The sequence below is a fragment of the Streptomyces sp. CC0208 genome (assembly GCF_003443735.1).
Taxonomy (GTDB): Bacteria; Actinomycetota; Actinomycetes; order Streptomycetales; family Streptomycetaceae; genus Streptomyces; species Streptomyces sviceus.
Genome location: NZ_CP031969.1, coordinates 5,975,083 through 5,990,065, shown reverse-complemented (window position 1 = coordinate 5,990,065; position 14,983 = coordinate 5,975,083). Strand labels below are relative to the sequence as shown.

Sequence of the window (14,983 nt, the reverse complement as noted above, 5' to 3'; positions counted from 1 at the left end):
CTTCTTTCGCATGCCCTGGGAACGCCCGTGTTCGCCCGTCGCTCCACCCTGCCCTGGCCCCTCATTGCCCTCTTCACGGCCGGGTACCTCGCCCCCTACCTGCTGCCGACCACCGTCGGCAGACTCGACTCCGGGCTTGCCCTCACCGCCACCGAGGCGGGTGCCGTCGGCAGCGCGCTGCTGCTGAGTTCGGCGGCGGCAGGCTTCCTGCTCGCCTCCCACGTCGACCGCGTCGGCCCCCGCACCCTCGCCCGCGTCGGCCTCACCCTCGCCGTCCTCGGCTACGGCGGCGCCGCCCTCGCCCACGCCGTCCCCGCGGTCGTCGTGGGGGCCCTGATCGGCGGCTTCGGATCCGGTACGTCGACGGCGGTGGCCGCCACCGGCATCGCCGCCCAGCCGGACCCGCACCGCGCCACCACGGTCGGCCTGCTCGGCGTCTCCGCGCTCGCCGGCGCCGTCTACCTGACCGTCCCGCACCTGGGCCCCGGCCACGGCCAGCCCCTCGCCGCGATCGCCCTCACCGCGCTGGCGGTCTGGCCCCTGACGAGCCGTCTCCCGCTGCGCACGGCCCCCGCCCGCAGCCGGGAGACCCGCACCCCGCTCCCCCACCCCCGCGCCGGTCTCCTCCTGGCCGCGACCCTCCTGTGCTGGTCCCTCGCCCAGAACGCCCTCTGGGGCGTCAGCGGCCGCATCGGCCTCACCCAGGCCCACCTCTCCGAGGCGACGGTCGGCGCGGTCTTCGCGCTCGCGCTGGGCGCGGGCCTGCTGGGCGTCGTCGGCGCGGGCGCCCTCGGCCCCCGGCTGGGCCGCGCGCTCCCCGTCGGCGGCGGCACGGTCCTCATCGCCGCCTGCATCACCCTCAGCGCCTCCGCGACCGACCTGACGTCCTTCGCGACCGGCGAGATCGCCTGGAACACGCTCTACCCGATCGTCCTGTCGTACGTCATCGGCCTGGCCGCCTCCCTGGACCCCCGCGGCCGCTGGGCGGTCCTGGTCGGCTCGGCATCGTCATTGGGCACGGCAGCGGGTCCCCTGGCGGGAAGCCTGCTCGCATCCGAGGCCGGCTTCCCCGTGATGGGCACGGTCCTGGCGATCGGCCTGCTGGTGATCGCGGCGCCGATGACCGCGGTGGCGATGGGTACAGGAAGGCGTCAACTCCCGGTGGTGGAGATCCAGGTGGAGGCACCCGCATACGACAAAGCAACGGCAGCGTGAAGCGCCCCGTCAGGGGCGCGGGGAACTGCGCGACCAGCCCCCACCGGCGCGCACCCGACAACGCGCCTCAGAACTCGTAAGCATCAACTTCCGCAAGATACCGAGCCCGCAACTCCTCGTCGTGCTCCAAGAAGGACGCGAGGAAGGAGTTGCGGGCAAGCTCCCGCAACCGCTCCTCACTCAGCCCCAGAGCCTGCTGAACGGCCTCGAAGTTGTCCCCCGCGTATCCGCCGAAGTAAGCCGGATCGTCGGAGTTCACCGTGCACATCAACCCGGCATCCAACATCGCGGGCAACGGATGATCGCCCAGCACGTCAACCGTCCGCAGCCGCACATTGGACAAGGGACACAGAGTCAGCGGCACCCGGTCCCGCACCAGCCGCGCGACCAGCTCCGGCGACTCCACGCACCGCAGCCCGTGATCGATCCGCTCCACCCCGAGCACGTCCAGCGCCTCGACGATGTACTCCGGCGGCCCCTCCTCCCCGGCGTGCGCCACCCGCCGCAGCCCGAGCGCCGCGGCGGCCTCGTACACCTCGCGGAACTTCACCGGCGGGTGCCCCACCTCGGCGGAGTCGAGCCCGACCCCGACGATCCGGTCCAGATACGGCTTCGCGGCATCGAGGGTCTCCAGCGCGGACTCCGCGGACTCGTCCCGCAGGAAGCACATGATCAGCTGCGTCGAGACGCCATGGTTGCGCGCGCTGCTGCCCAGCGCCCGCCACAGCCCCTCCACCACCGTGCCCATCTCCACGCCCCGCGCGAGGTGTGCCTGCGGGTCGAAGAAGATCTCCGCGTGCCGCACCCCCTGCGCGGCGGCCCGGGCGAGATAGGCGTTCGCCAGGTCCTCGAAGTCGCGCTCGGTGCGCAGGACGGCCATGAGCTCGTAATACAGGTTCAGAAAGGACTGGAGATCCTCGAACTGGTACGCCGTGCGGAGCGAGTCCGTGTCGGCGTACGGCAGCTCGACGCCGTTGCGAGCGGCCAGCTCGAAAGCCAGCTCCGGCTCCAGGGTGCCTTCGATGTGCAGGTGCAGTTCAGCTTTGGGGAGGGACATCAAAGCATCGTACGGCCGCTTTACCGCCGTTTCGGAACCGGGACCCTGAGGAGGTCGTGGGCCACGGTCAGCTCGCCCTCGTACCCGGCCGCCCGCGCCTGCCGTTCGAACTCCTCCGGCTCGGAGTAGCGCTGGCTGAAGTGGGTGAGCACGAGATGCCGTACGCCGGCGTCGCGGGCGACGGTCGCGGCCTGACCGGCGGTCAGATGGCCGTGCTCCACGGCGAGTTGCTCGTCCTCGTCGAGGAAGGTCGACTCGATGACGAGCAGGTCGCAGCCGTCCGCGAGGGCGTGGACGCCGTCGCAGAGGCGGGTGTCCATGACGAACGCGAACCGCTGGCCGTGGCGGACCTCACTGACCTCGTCGAGCTGGACGCCGTTCAGGGAGCCCTCGCGCTGGATCCGTCCGACGTCGGGCCCCTTGATGCCGTGCGCGGCGAGGCGGTCGGGGAGCATGCGGCGGCCGTCGGGTTCGGTGAGGCGGTAGCCGTAGGACTCGACGGGGTGGGAGAGCCTGCGGGCTTCCAGCGTGTAGCCGCCGGTCCGCGCGAGCACCCCGTCGGCCGCGACCGGTGCCTCGGTGAGCCGGACCGTCTCCCGGTACGCCGTCGCGTACCGCAGACGGTCGAAGAAGCGCTGCCCCGACTTCGGGTAGTGGGCGGTGACCTCGTGCGGGACCCGGTCGAGGTTGATGCGCTGGATCACGCCCGCGAGGCCGAGGGAGTGGTCGCCGTGGAAGTGGGTGACACAGATCCGGTTGAGGTCGTGGGCGGCGACCCCGGCACGCAGCATCTGGCGCTGGGTGCCCTCGCCGGGGTCGAACAGGAGGCCCTCGCCGTCCCAGCGCAGCAGGTAGCCGTTGTGGTTGCGGTGCCTGGTCGGGACCTGGCTGGCTGTGCCGAGGACGACCAACTCGCGTACGGACACGGTGGGTTATCCGGGGGGCCAGTGGAGGCCGCGGCCGCCGATCACATGGGCGTGGGCGTGCCAGACGGTCTGGCCGGCGCCGCTGCCGGTGTTGAAGACGGTGCGGTAGCTCTCCAGCTTCTCGTCCTCCGCGACGGCCTGGGTCGCTCCGAGAACATCCGCGGCCAGTTGCGGTTCGGCCGCGGCGAGGGCTGCCGCGGTCTCGTAGTGGGCCTTGGGGATCACCAGAACATGGGTGGGGGCCTGCGGGTTGATGTCCCGGAAGGCGAGGGTGGTGTCTGTCTCGCGGACGATGGTCGCCGGGATCTGACCTGCGACGATCTTGCAGAACAGGCAGTCGTCCTGGGGTTCCCCTGCCATGTCGTTCCTTCCGTAGAGGTCCTGAGGCATCTTAACGAGGCAGCGTCGGCGGAATCTTCGCCGGAGTGGCCTCCAGCGCCTCCAGAGCGATCCGCACCGCCTCGTCCAGCTGGGCGTCCCGGCCCGCCGCGTAGTCCTGCGGCCGCTGCGGGACCTCCACGTCCGGGTCGACCCCGTGGTTCTCGACGCCCCACTCGTACCCCTCCAGCCAGAACGCGTACTTCGGCTGGGTGATCAGCGTGCCGTCGACCAGCCGGTAACGGCTGTCGATCCCGATGACCCCGCCCCAGGTGCGGGTGCCGACGACCGGGCCGATGCCCAGTGCCTTGATCGCCGCGTTGACGATGTCGCCGTCCGAGCCGGAGAACTCGTTGGCCACGGCGACGACGGGGCCGCGCGGCGCGTCCCTCGGGTAGCTGGACGCGCGCATCCCCCGCGGCAGCGCCCAGCCGACGATCTTGCGGGCCAGCTTCTCGACGACCAGCTGGGAGGTGTGGCCGCCGCGATTCTCGCGGACGTCGACCACCAGGCCCTCGCGGGCCACCTCGACGCGCAGGTCGCGGTGGATCTGCGCCCAGCCAGGGGCCTGCATGTCCGGGACGTGCAGATACCCCAGCCGGCCCCCGGACTTCTCGTGGACGTAGGCGCGGCGGTCGGCGACCCAGGCGTGGTAACGCAGGGGCTCCTCGTCGGAGACGGGGACGACGACGGCGTGCCGCAGATCGCCGCCGCCGGAGGGGGAGATGGTGAGCTCGACCGGTTTGCCCGCCGTGCCGACGAGGAGCGGGCCGGGGCCGGTGACGGGATCGACCGGACGGCCGCCCACCGCGACGATCGCGTCCCCGGCGCGGACCGCCACGCCCGGTGCGGCGAGCGGGGAGCGGGCGGCGGGGTCGGAGGTCTCGGTCGGCAGGATGCGGTCGATGCGCCAACTGCCGTCTTCGTGACGGGAGATGTCGGCGCCGAGCAGGCCCTGCCGGGGGCCGTGACCGTGGCCGCCGCGGGGGGTGACGTAGGCGTGGGAGGTGCCGAGTTCGCCGTGCACCTCCCAGAGGAGGTCGACGAGGTCGTCGTGGGTGGCCAGACGGTCCAGGACCGGGCGGTAGCGGTCGAGGACACCGGTCCAGTCGACACCGCTCATGTCAGGGCGCCAGAAGTGGTCCCGCATGATGCGGCCGGTCTCCTCGTACATCTGCCGCCACTCGGCCGACGGGTCGACGGTCTGGCGGATGCGGCCGAGGTCGACGGAGATGTTCGTGTCGCTGTCGTCGTCGTTCGAGGCGCGGCGGTCGCTCGGTACGACCTTCAGCCGGCCGTCGGTCCACAGCAGGACCCGCTTGCCGTCGCCGCTGACGGCGAAGTGGTCGGCGTCGGCGGCGAGGTGTTCGAGGCGCTGCTGGGCGAGGTCGTAGCGCTGGAGGTCGGTCTTGGGGTCGGGGTCGTCCGGGGTGGCCCTTGAGGAGCCGAGGACGCCCTGGACGGGGTGGCGCAGCCACAGCACGCCGTCCTTGGCCGCGCGCAGGTTGGAGTAGCGGCCGGCCTCCACCGGGAACGGCACGATCCGGTCGGCGAGACCTTCCAGGTCGATCCGGGTGGTCGGGGTGCCCTCGCTGTCGGGGGTCTCGTCCTTGTCGGGGGCCTCGAAGGGCCGGCCGTGGCGCTGCGGGCCGAAGGGGGACGGGGTGGTCGCGGCCAGGGTGATCAGGTGCGGGCGGTCGCCGACCACGAAGGCGAGGTCGAAGACGTGCTCGTCGTAGACCGGGTCGAAGGAGCGGTTGGAGAGGAAGGCCAGGTGCTTGCCGTCGAGGGTGAAGGCGGGGGCGTAGTCCTGGAAGCGCAGCGGGGTCGCCTCGGTGACCGACAGGTCGGTGGTGTTGGCGAGGCGGAGCTGGCAGAGCGGGTCGGGGCCGGGGTGCGACCAGGCGAGCCAGGCCGAGTCGGGCGAGAAGGTCAGTCCCCGTACGTCGCCGTCCTCGCTGCGGTCGACCTCGCGGACCTCACCGGTCTCCCGCTCGACGAGGAGCACCCGGCCGTCGTGCGCGGCGACCGCGGCCCGGCTGCCGTCGGGGGCCATGGCGAGCCCGAGGACCCGGCCGAGGCGGCCCGCGGCGAGGCGGCGCGGGGTGGCGCCGGGGGCGAGTCCGGTGGCGGGCGCGAACTCCAGGGCGTCGTCGCCCTCCGCGTCCGTCACCCAGACGACCCACTCCTCGCCCTCGGTGCGGAAGGTGCGGGGCAGCCGGGCCCGGACGCCGGGTTCGTCGGCGAGCGCGCGGGCCGGGCCCGAACGGTGGGTGACCCAGTGGACGGCCCCGCGCACCGCGACCGCGCTGCCGCGCGCGGTGTGGTCGGGGGCGGCCGAGCCGAACCAGCGGGAGGCGTCCACCGGGAACGGCTGCCGGTCGGCGCGCCGGCCGCCGAGCCGGACCTCCAGGCGGCGCGGTTCGGCGCCGTCGAGGTCGTCGAGGATCCACAGCTCACCGGCGGAGGTGTAGACGACCCGGGTGCCGTCGCCGGCCGCGTGCCGGGCGTAGTAACCGTCGAGCGGGGTGTGCCGGCGCAGATCGGAACCGTCGGCGAGGGAGGAGTAGACGGCCCCGGTGCCCTCGTGGTCGGAGAGGAAGGCGATCCGGTCGCCCGCCCACACGGGGTACTCCAGGTTTCCGTCCAGGTCGTCGTGCAGCCGTACGAACTCGCCGTCGCCGTCGCGGTCGATCCACAGCTTGCCCGCCGTGCCGCCCCGGTACCGCTTCCACCAGGCGGCCTCCCGGCCCATGGGCGCGGAGAGGATCACGGTCGCGGGGCCGTGGGCGACATGGCCGACGGGGCCGTACGGCAGGGTGGTGCCGGGGCCGCCGTCGAGCGGGACGGTCCGGGCCCAGCTGCGGCGCAGGCTTGCCTGGCCGTGGGTGGTGATCGCGAGGACCTCGCCGTCCGGGGTCCAGCCGCGCACCTGGGTGCGTGCGCTGCCCCAGTGGGTCAGCCTTCGGCCCGGGCCGCCGTCGACCGGGGCGATGTGCACCTCGGGGGCGCCGTCGCGGGCGGAGGTCCAGGCGACGGTGGTGCCGTCGGGCGAGATCCGGGGGTGGGTGACCGGCACGTTGTCCGCGCTGACCCGCCAGGCGCGTCCGCCGTCGAGCGGCGCGAGCCACACGTCGTCCTCGGCGGTGAAGGCCACCAACTCGCCCCGCAGATGCGGAAACCGGAGATATGCAGACGTCGCAGGCTGTGTCACCCGATTACCCTACGCACGGGCGGTGCTCGTGCACAGAGGTTTCGATCACTTGCCGTCGGGCCAGCACTGCGGGTCGTTCTGGCACCAGATCGTCTTGGTGACGGTCACGGTGACGGTGGGACCGGGCTGCCCCGGGTTGTTGACCCGCGGGGTGGGTGTGGCGGTGCAGTCGCCGAGCCCGTCGACGTGGAACCACTGTCTGCCGCCGACGGTGGCGGTGAGGTTCCCGCGCACACACGCGCCGCTGACGGTCCGGGTCACCTTGCCCTTGACGGTGATGTCCTTGCCGTCCCGCGTCTTGCCCTCGCAGTTCACGGTGGCGACGGTGTTCACGGTCGCGCTCGGCGTCCGGTCGCCGTTGTCGTACGAGGCCGTGCAGGTCAGCCAACTCACGTCGGCCTTCTGCTGGTTCAGCTCCTTGGTGACCAGCTGGTCGGTGGTGTAGGAGACGGTCGCGGAGCTGACCGCGCCGGTCGGATCACACGCGGCGACCCCGCCCACGGCCAGCACGACACCCCCGACCGCACCCGCCACTCGCACCCCGCGCGGCCGACGCCGGTTCCGTCTCAACGCCACCATGAAGGGCAGCCTGCCACCGCGTGCCGTCCGGCGGTAGGGCGCATACGGTCATTGAGCGCGCCGGTTGTGAGTGACCCGGCGTTGACATGACCGCCGCGTCGAGAAGTACCGTCAACCGCGCAGCATCAGCCACTGCTGAAGCTCCACCAGGTTCCCCTCCGGGTCCTTGAGGTGGGCGACGCGCATGCGGTCCGTCATGGGGGACGGGCCGTGCAGCAGAGTGGCTCCGCGGGACACGATCTGCTCGCAGTAGGTGTCCAGGTCGTCGACGCGCAGCACGACCAGGGAGCGGTGGCCGGTGACCGTGCCGCCCAGTTCGCCGAGGACCTGCGCCATCATCGACCGGTCCTGGAGGGCGATGCCCGCGGAGCCGGTGGCGGGGCTGAACTTCTCGTACGGCCCGTCCTTGGCCCCCGACTGGGGCTTCAGGCCGAGGACGTCGGCGTAGAAGCGGTAGCAGGCGGCGAAGTCGGTGACGAGCAGGCGTACTTGGGCGAGTTCCACAGCTTTCCTTCCAGGGGTCAGGACCAGCGGCCGGTGCGGCCGAGGAGCAGGGCGGTCGCCGCGGTTCCGGCGGTCGACGTACGCAGCACGGTGGACCCGAGGACGTAGGCACGCGCGCCGGCCTCCTCGAAGAGCGCCAACTCGTCCTTGGCGACGCCTCCTTCGGGGCCCACGACCAGCACGATCTCGCCCTCGTCGGGGAGTTCGGCGGTGGCGAGCGGCGCGCTGCCGCGTTCGAAGTCGGAGTGGAGCACGGCGGCGAAGTCGGCTTTGGCGAGAAGTGCGGCAACCTGCTTGGTGGTTGCCGCGTCCGCGATATCCGGGAAGCGGATCCGGCGGGACTGCTTGCCGGCCTCGCGGGCGGTGGCCCGCCACTTGCCGAGCGCCTTCAGACCCCGCTCGCCCTTCCACTGGGTGATGCAGCGGGCGGCCTGCCAGGGCACGATGGCGTCGACGCCGACCTCGGTCATCGTCTCGACGGCGAGTTCACCGCGGTCGCCCTTGGGGAGGGCCTGGACGACGGTGATGCGGGGCTGTACGTCAGGTGCCTCGTTCACCGAGTCCAGCTGGACGATCAGCCGGTCCTTGCCCTCGGTGCCGAGTACCACGCAGTCGGCCCAGTGCCCGGCGCCGTCGGTGAGGATGACGTCCTCGCCGGGCTGGAGCCGCTTCACGGAGACGGCGTGGCGGCCTTCGGGGCCGTCGAGGACGTAGCGTCCGCCGGTCCCCGGCTCGGTCTGCTCGACGAAGTGCTCGACGACGAACACGGGTGCGGTCATCGCGGGTCCCCCTTGGCTGACAACGCTGTCCTGGCGGCGTCGAGTTCGGCCGCGAGTATCTCCACGAGCTGCCCCGCGGGCAGCTCGCGTGCCAACCGGTGTCCCTGCCCCGCCCACAGCGCCATGCCCTGGGCGTCACCGGCCTTGGCGGCGGCCTTCCGCAGCGGGGCGGTCAGGTGGTGGACCTCGGGGTAGGCGGCGGGGGCGTACGGCCCGTGCTCGCGCAGGAAGCGGTTGACCAGGCCACGGGCCGGCCGGCCCGAGAACGCGCGGGTCAACTCGGTACGGACGTAGAGGGGGTTGGTCAGCGCCTGCTTGTGCACGTCGTGGGCGCCGGACTCGGGCGAGGCGAGGAACGCCGTGCCGAGCTGGGCCGCGCTCGCGCCGGCGGCGAGGACGGCGGCGATCTGGCTGCCGCGCATGATGCCGCCGGCGGCGACGATCGGGAGGCTGACCGTCTCACGGATCTGCGCGACCAGGGAGAGGAGCCCTAGACCCGAGCCGTCCTGCTCGGGGAGGTCGCGGTGGGTGCCCTGGTGACCGCCCGCCTCGATGCCCTGCGCGATGACCGCGTCGGCGCCCGCGTACTGCACCGCCAGGGCCTCTTCGGGGGTGGTCGCGGTGACGAGGGTGAAGGTGCCGGCGCGGCGCAGCGACTCCAGGGCGTCGCTGCTCGGGATGCCGAAGTGGAAGGAGGCCACCGGCACGGGATTGTCGAGGAGGACGGCGAGCTTGGCGTCGTAGCCGTCGTCACGTCCGCTGTCGCGGTCGCCGAGCTCGGTGTCGTACCAGGTGGCCTCGCCGGCCAGCTGGTGGGCGTAGACCTCGACGGCCGCGGGATCGGCATATTCGGGCTGCGGCATGAAGAGGTTGACCCCGAAGGGGCGCCCGGTCAGCCCGCGCAGCTGCTTGATCTCCTGGTACATCCCGTCGGCCGTCTTGTACCCGGCGGCCAGGAATCCGAGCCCGCCCGCGTCGGACACGGCGGCGGCGAGCCGCGGCACGGAGACGCCGCCCGCCATGGGGGCCTGCACGATCGGATGAGGGAAGAGATCGGTCAGTGCGGAGGACATGACGGCATGTTGTCACGTCCTCCGAACAAGTCCGAATCCGACCTTCGCACCGCTCACGTACGCCCGTTGAACGCGTCCTTCAACCGCGAGAACAGCCCCTGCTGCCCGGGCTGGAACTGCCCCGTGGGCCGTTCCTCGCCGCGCAGCTTCGCCAGCTCGCGCAGCAGGCGCTCCTGCTCGGGGTCCAGCTTGGTGGGGGTCTGGACCTCGACGTGGACGATGAGATCGCCCCGGCCGCCGCCGCGCAGGTGGGTGACGCCCCGGCTGTGCAGCGGGATCGACTGGCCGGACTGGGTGCCCGGGCGGATGTCGACCTCCTCCATGCCGTCGAGGGTCTCCAGCGGGACCTTGGTGCCGAGGGAGGCCGCCGTCATCGGGAGGGTGACCGTGCAGTGCAGGTCGTCGCCCCGGCGCTGGAACTGCGAGTGCGGCAGCTCGTGGATCTCGACGTAGAGGTCACCGGCGGGACCGCCACCGGGACCGACCTCGCCCTCGCCCGCGAGCTGGATCCGCGTGCCGTTGTCCACACCGGCCGGGATCTTCACGGTGAGCGTGCGGCGCGAGCGGACCCGGCCGTCGCCGGCGCACTCCGGGCACGGGGTCGGGACGACGGTGCCGAAGCCCTGGCACTGCGGGCACGGGCGGGACGTCATGACCTGGCCCAGGAAGGACCGCGTCACCTGCGACACCTCGCCGCGGCCGCGGCACATGTCGCACGTCTGGGCGGAGGTGCCGGGGGCGGCCCCCTCGCCGCTGCACGTGGTGCAGACGATCGCCGTGTCGACCTGGATGTCCTTCGTGGTGCCGAAGGCCGCCTCGTCGAGCTCGATCTCCAGGCGGATCATCGCGTCCTGGCCGCGCCGGGTGCGCGAGCGCGGCCCCCGCTGCGAAGCCGTACCGAAGAACGCGTCCATGATGTCCGAGAAGTTCCCGAACCCACCGGCCCCGAAGCCGCCCGCGCCACCGCCGCCGGCCTGCGAGAGCGGGTCGCCGCCGAGGTCGTAGACCTGCTTCTTCTGCGGGTCCGACAACACCTCGTAAGCGGCGTTGATCTCCTTGAACCGCTCCTGGGTCTTCGGATCCGGGTTGACGTCCGGGTGCAGCTCGCGCGCGAGCCGACGGAACGCCTTCTTGATCTCATCCTGCGACGCGTCGCGGCGCACGCCGAGAACGGCGTAGTAGTCCGTGGCCACTTACGACTCCGCCAGGATCTGTCCGACGTACCGTGCCACTGCGCGTACCGCTCCCATCGTTCCCGGGTAATCCATGCGGGTCGGTCCGACCACGCCGAGCTTGGCGACTGCCTCGCCGCCCGAACCGTAACCGACCGACACCACCGAAGTGGAGTTGAGTCCCTCGTAGGCGTTCTCATGACCAATACGTACGGTCATGCCCGAATCTCCGGCCTCACCAAGGAGTTTGAGGAGGACGACCTGCTCCTCCAGGGCCTCCAGGACGGGCCGGATGGTGAGGGGAAAGTCATGTCCGAAGCGGGTGAGATTGGCGGTGCCGCCGATCATCAGCCGCTCCTCGTTCTCCTCGACGAGCGTCTCCAGGAGAGTGGAGAGCACTGTCGAGACCGTACCCCGGTCCTCGACGTCGAAGCCTTCGGGCAGGTCCTCGACCAGCTGCGGCACATCGGCGAACCGCCGCCCGGCGATCCGGCTGTTGAGCCGCGCCCGCAGATCGGCGAGCGAGGCCTCCCCGAAGGGTGCCGGGCAGTCGACCATGCGCTGCTCGACCCGGCCGGTGTCCGTGATCAGCACGAGCATCACGCGCGCCGGGGCGAGCGAGAGCAGCTCCACGTGCCGCACGGTCGAGCGGGTGAGGGACGGGTACTGCACGACGGCGACCTGCCGGGTCAGCTGCGCGAGCAGCCGCACGGTCCGGGCCACGACGTCGTCGAGGTCCACGGCACCGTCGAGGAAGTTCTGGATCGCGCGCCGCTCGGGCGCGGTCATCGGCTTGACGCCCGCCAGCTTGTCGACGAACAGCCGGTAGCCCTTGTCGGTCGGGATCCGCCCGGCACTGGTGTGCGGCTGGGCGATGAACCCCTCGTCCTCCAGGACCGCCATGTCGTTGCGGACGGTCGCCGGGGAGACTCCGAGGTTGTGCCGCTCGGTCAGGGCCTTCGACCCGACCGGCTCCTCGGTGCCGACGTAGTCCTGGACGATGGCGCGCAACACCTGAAGCCTGCGTTCACTCAGCATCGCGCACACCTCCAGAAGTCGTTCCCTTGGCGCCTTGCCTGGCACTCTGTCCGTCCGAGTGCCAGCGTCCCCGGGCCAGTGTACGGCGGTGGGGTACTCCTCGGGCAAGGCTGGTCCCCGCGTGACCGGTCGTACGGCTAGCGTCGCCGTATGACGGTGACTTGGGAAGAGCTCGGGTGGGAGCGGGTCGCGACCGGCGTGGGGCGGTGCCGGCTGCCCGGCTGGGACTGTACGGCGGGCCTGGTGATCGGCGAGGGCACGGCCCTGTTGGTCGACGCGGGCTCCGGCCTCGCGGAGGGCGCCCGGCTGCGCGCGCAGGCCGGAGAACTGGCCGGCCACCGTGTGACCCATCTCGCGCTCACCCACCCCCATTTCGACCATGTCTTCGGAGCGGCGGCGTTCGCGGGGGCGGAGGTGTTCGGCGCGGTGGGCGTGGAGACGGTGCTGGCGGGGCGGCTCGGACGTGCGGAGCTGCGGGCGGACGCCGTGCGCAACGGACTGGACCCGGCGGTGGCCGACGAGGCTGTGGACGCCCTCGTCTCCCCCCGGCACCACGTCTCCGGCGAGTGGACGCTCGACCTCGGCGGCGGCCGCCAGGTCCTGCTGGCGAACGTCGGTCCCGGCCACACGGCCCATGACCTGGTGGTCCTGGTGCCCGGCAGCCCGGAGGTCGTCTTCTGCGGCGACCTGGTCGAGGAGTCGGGGGAACCGCAGGCGGGCCCGGACGCCGTACCGCAGCACTGGCCGGCCGCGCTGGACCGCCTCCTAGACCTGGGCGGCGAGGACGCGCAGTACGTGCCCGGTCACGGAGCGGTGGTGGACGCGGCGTTCGTGCGGGCGCAGCGGGACGCGCTGGCGGCCCGCTTCGGCGTGTCGTAGTGATCCTCGGACCGGTTCTCCTATCGTCATCCGAATGCGCCAGTACTCCGCCGACCTGACCCCTCCGTGGAAGAAGCCCAAGCCGGTGCCGGAGGTGCCCGCCGAGCCCGGCCTGGTGGTCGAGGAGCCGGGCACCGGCTTCTGCGGCGCGGTGGTCCGCTGCGAGGCGGGCACGGTGACCCTGGAGGACCGCTTCGGCAAGCACCGGGTGTTCCCGCTGGAGCCGCGCGGTTTCCTCCTGGAGGGCCGGGTGGTGACCCTGGTCAGACCGTCGGCCGCGTCTCCCGTACGACCCTCCCGTACCGCGTCCGGATCGGTGGCCGTGCCCGGCGCGCGCGCACGCGTGGCCCGCGCCGGCCGTATCTACGTCGAGGGCCGTCACGACGCGGAACTGGTGGAGAAGGTCTGGGGTGACGACCTGCGCATCGAGGGCGTGGTCGTGGAGTACCTGGAGGGCGTGGACGACCTGCCGTCGATCGTGGCCGAATTCGCGCCGGGCCCGGACGCCCGGCTCGGCGTCCTGGTGGACCATCTGGTGCCGGGCAGCAAGGAGTCCCGTATCGCCGCGTCGGTGACCAGCGAGCACGCGCTGGTGGTGGGCCACCCGTACATCGACATCTGGGAGGCGGTGAAGCCGTCGTCCCTGGGGATCGAGGCGTGGCCGCGGGTACCGCACGGCCAGGACTGGAAGACCGGCGTGTGCAAGGCCCTGGGCTGGCCGTCGGAGAACACGGGCGCGGTGTGGCAGGCGATCCTGAAGCGGGTGGGGTCCTACCGGGACCTGGAGCCGGAGCTGCTGGGGCGGGTGGAGGAGCTGATCGACTTCGTGACGGCGCCGTGAGTATGCGGGCGGTCGTACGCCTGCGGGCCGGTGGGGGCTGGTCGCGCGGTTCCCCGCGCCCCTGGGGAGGTCCCAGCCGCCCTCAGTCCACCAAGTCCCTGACCACCGCGTCCGCCAGCAACCGGCCCCGCAGCGTCAGCACAGCCCGTCCCTCCTCATAAGGCCCGCCCTCGAGCAGCCCCTCCCCCAGCGCCCGCCGAGAAGCAGCCAGCCCCTCCTCGCGCAGCAGGGACAGCGGCACCCCCTCCCGCAGCCGCAGCTCCAGCAGGATCCGCTCGACCCGCCGGTCCTCCTCCGGCAGCAGCTCGCGCCCGGCGCCCGGAGACCTGCCGGAGGCCAGCGCCGCCGCGTACGCCCCCGGATGCTTCACGTTCCACCACCGGACCCCGCCCACGTGCGAGTGCGCCCCGGGACCGGCCCCCCACCAGTCCGCGCCTCGCCAGTACAGCTCGTTGTGCAGGCACCGGGCAGCCTCCGAGGTCGCCCAGTTCGACACCTCGTACCAGTCGAATCCGGCCTCCGCCAGCATCGAGTCCGCGATCAGATACCGGTCCGCGTGCTCGTCGTCGTCGGTCATCGGGACCTCGCCCCGACGGATACGACGAGCCAGCTGCGTGCCCTCCTCGACGATCAGCGCGTACGCCGACACGTGATCCGGTCCGGCCCCGATCGCCGCCTCCAGGGACGCCCGCCAGTCGTCGTCGGACTCGCCGGGAGTTCCGTAGATCAGGTCGAGGTTGACGTGCGCGAACCCCGCCGCGCGGGCCTCCGCCACGCACGCCTCGGGCCGTCCCGGCGTGTGCGTGCGGTCCAGCACCTTCAGTACGTGCTGCCGCGCGCTCTGCATCCCGAAGGACACCCGGTTGAAGCCGCCCTCCCGCAGCGCCGCCAGATACTCCGGGTCCACCGACTCCGGGTTCGCCTCGGTGGTCACCTCCGCGTCCGCGGCCAGCCCGAACTCGTCACGGATCGCCCCCAGCATCCGTACGAGATCCCCGGCGGCCAGGAGGGTCGGCGTACCGCCACCGACGAACACCGTGCGGACCGGGCGCGGGTCGTCGCCGAGGACCTTCCGGGCCAGGCGGATCTCGTCGATCAGCGTCTCGGCGTAGTTGTCGCGGGAGGCCAGCACCCCGCCCGAACCGCGCAGCTCGGTCGCGGTGTAGGTGTTGAAGTCGCAGTAGCCGCAGCGGGTCGCGCAGTACGGGACGTGCAGGTAGAAGCCGAGGGGGCGGTCGGCGGACCCGGCGAGCGCGGACGCGGGGAGCGAGCCGTCGTCGGGGACGGGTTCGCCGTCGGGGAGTGCGGAAGGCATGTCCTCCATTGTC

The 14,983-nt window shown here is 72.3% G+C and carries 14 protein-coding genes; 3 read left to right on the top strand and 11 right to left on the bottom strand.

Translation table 11 applies throughout. The features are described from left to right. Positions 1–27: 27 nt before the first annotated feature. Positions 28–1,215, top strand: coding sequence for an MFS transporter (locus D1369_RS27475; protein ID WP_037899979.1), 1,188 nt, complete (start codon positions 28–30; stop codon positions 1,213–1,215). Positions 1,216–1,282: 67 nt separating this feature from the next. On the opposite strand, the gene D1369_RS27470 is transcribed toward D1369_RS27475, so the two are convergent. The 10 genes from D1369_RS27470 to hrcA form a co-directional block, all read right to left on the bottom strand. Beyond that, positions 1,283–2,272, bottom strand: coding sequence for an adenosine deaminase (locus D1369_RS27470; protein WP_007381940.1), 990 nt, complete (start codon positions 2,270–2,272; stop codon positions 1,283–1,285). A 20-nt stretch (positions 2,273–2,292) separates the two neighbouring features. Next, entirely contained in the window at positions 2,293–3,198 is a 906-nt protein-coding gene (locus D1369_RS27465) for a ribonuclease Z (protein ID WP_007381941.1), read from the bottom strand. Between the two features lie 6 nt (positions 3,199–3,204). Further along, positions 3,205–3,558: a histidine triad nucleotide-binding protein gene (locus tag D1369_RS27460; protein WP_037899981.1), complete on the bottom strand. Its 354-nt coding sequence runs from the start codon at positions 3,556–3,558 to the stop codon at positions 3,205–3,207. A gap of 31 nt (positions 3,559–3,589) precedes the next feature. Then, on the bottom strand, positions 3,590–6,790 hold the full coding sequence (locus D1369_RS27455; RefSeq protein WP_118082654.1) for a S41 family peptidase: 3,201 nt from the start codon (positions 6,788–6,790) through the stop codon (positions 3,590–3,592). Positions 6,791–6,835: 45 nt separating this feature from the next. Beyond that, a complete protein-coding gene (locus D1369_RS27450; RefSeq protein WP_037899985.1) occupies positions 6,836–7,369 on the bottom strand; it encodes a hypothetical protein in 534 nt (177 codons plus the stop codon). Between the two features lie 111 nt (positions 7,370–7,480). Beyond that, positions 7,481–7,873 (bottom strand): VOC family protein, encoded by a 393-nt coding sequence (locus tag D1369_RS27445; protein WP_007381946.1) that lies wholly within the window; start codon positions 7,871–7,873, stop codon positions 7,481–7,483. Positions 7,874–7,890: 17 nt separating this feature from the next. Then, complete coding sequence (locus D1369_RS27440) at positions 7,891–8,652, bottom strand: 16S rRNA (uracil(1498)-N(3))-methyltransferase (protein ID WP_037899988.1); 762 nt, start codon at positions 8,650–8,652, stop codon at positions 7,891–7,893. Continuing rightward, positions 8,649–9,725 (bottom strand): nitronate monooxygenase, encoded by a 1,077-nt coding sequence (locus D1369_RS27435; RefSeq protein WP_007381948.1) that lies wholly within the window; start codon positions 9,723–9,725, stop codon positions 8,649–8,651. The genes D1369_RS27440 and D1369_RS27435 overlap by 4 nt, the downstream gene beginning before the upstream one ends. Before the next feature lie 53 nt (positions 9,726–9,778). Next, positions 9,779–10,918, bottom strand: coding sequence for a molecular chaperone DnaJ (gene dnaJ / locus D1369_RS27430; protein ID WP_007381949.1), 1,140 nt, complete (start codon positions 10,916–10,918; stop codon positions 9,779–9,781). Continuing rightward, positions 10,919–11,935: a heat-inducible transcriptional repressor HrcA gene (hrcA, locus tag D1369_RS27425; RefSeq protein WP_007381950.1), complete on the bottom strand. Its 1,017-nt coding sequence runs from the start codon at positions 11,933–11,935 to the stop codon at positions 10,919–10,921. It abuts the gene before it with no gap. Positions 11,936–12,085: 150 nt separating this feature from the next. On the opposite strand from hrcA, the gene D1369_RS27420 reads away from it, so the two are divergent. Both D1369_RS27420 and D1369_RS27415 read left to right on the top strand, forming a co-directional pair. After that, positions 12,086–12,814 (top strand): MBL fold metallo-hydrolase, encoded by a 729-nt coding sequence (locus D1369_RS27420; RefSeq protein ID WP_007381951.1) that lies wholly within the window; start codon positions 12,086–12,088, stop codon positions 12,812–12,814. 34 nt (positions 12,815–12,848) lie between these two features. Then, a complete protein-coding gene (locus D1369_RS27415; RefSeq protein ID WP_007381952.1) occupies positions 12,849–13,655 on the top strand; it encodes a DUF3097 domain-containing protein in 807 nt (268 codons plus the stop codon). 82 nt (positions 13,656–13,737) lie between these two features. Here the strand turns inward: D1369_RS27415 and hemW are convergent, their stop codons facing one another. After that, a complete protein-coding gene (hemW, locus tag D1369_RS27410; protein ID WP_037903297.1) occupies positions 13,738–14,970 on the bottom strand; it encodes a radical SAM family heme chaperone HemW in 1,233 nt (410 codons plus the stop codon). Positions 14,971–14,983: the final 13 nt, after the last annotated feature.

What these genes read in the sequence shown, in the direction of transcription:
- D1369_RS27470 (WP_007381940.1), bottom strand. Translation starts at nt 2,272, where the DNA reads ATGTCCCTCCCCAAAGCTGAACTGCACCTGCACATCGAAGGCACCCTG.
- D1369_RS27460 (WP_037899981.1), bottom strand. Translation starts at nt 3,558, where the DNA reads ATGGCAGGGGAACCCCAGGACGACTGCCTGTTCTGCAAGATCGTCGCA.
- D1369_RS27450 (WP_037899985.1), bottom strand. Translation starts at nt 7,369, where the DNA reads ATGGTGGCGTTGAGACGGAACCGGCGTCGGCCGCGCGGGGTGCGAGTG.
- D1369_RS27440 (WP_037899988.1), bottom strand. Translation starts at nt 8,652, where the DNA reads ATGACCGCACCCGTGTTCGTCGTCGAGCACTTCGTCGAGCAGACCGAG.
- D1369_RS27435 (WP_007381948.1), bottom strand. Translation starts at nt 9,725, where the DNA reads ATGTCCTCCGCACTGACCGATCTCTTCCCTCATCCGATCGTGCAGGCC.
- hrcA (WP_007381950.1), bottom strand. Translation starts at nt 11,935, where the DNA reads ATGCTGAGTGAACGCAGGCTTCAGGTGTTGCGCGCCATCGTCCAGGAC.
- D1369_RS27420 (WP_007381951.1), top strand. Translation starts at nt 12,086, where the DNA reads ATGACGGTGACTTGGGAAGAGCTCGGGTGGGAGCGGGTCGCGACCGGC.
- D1369_RS27415 (WP_007381952.1), top strand. Translation starts at nt 12,849, where the DNA reads ATGCGCCAGTACTCCGCCGACCTGACCCCTCCGTGGAAGAAGCCCAAG.
- hemW (WP_037903297.1), bottom strand. Translation starts at nt 14,970, where the DNA reads ATGCCTTCCGCACTCCCCGACGGCGAACCCGTCCCCGACGACGGCTCG.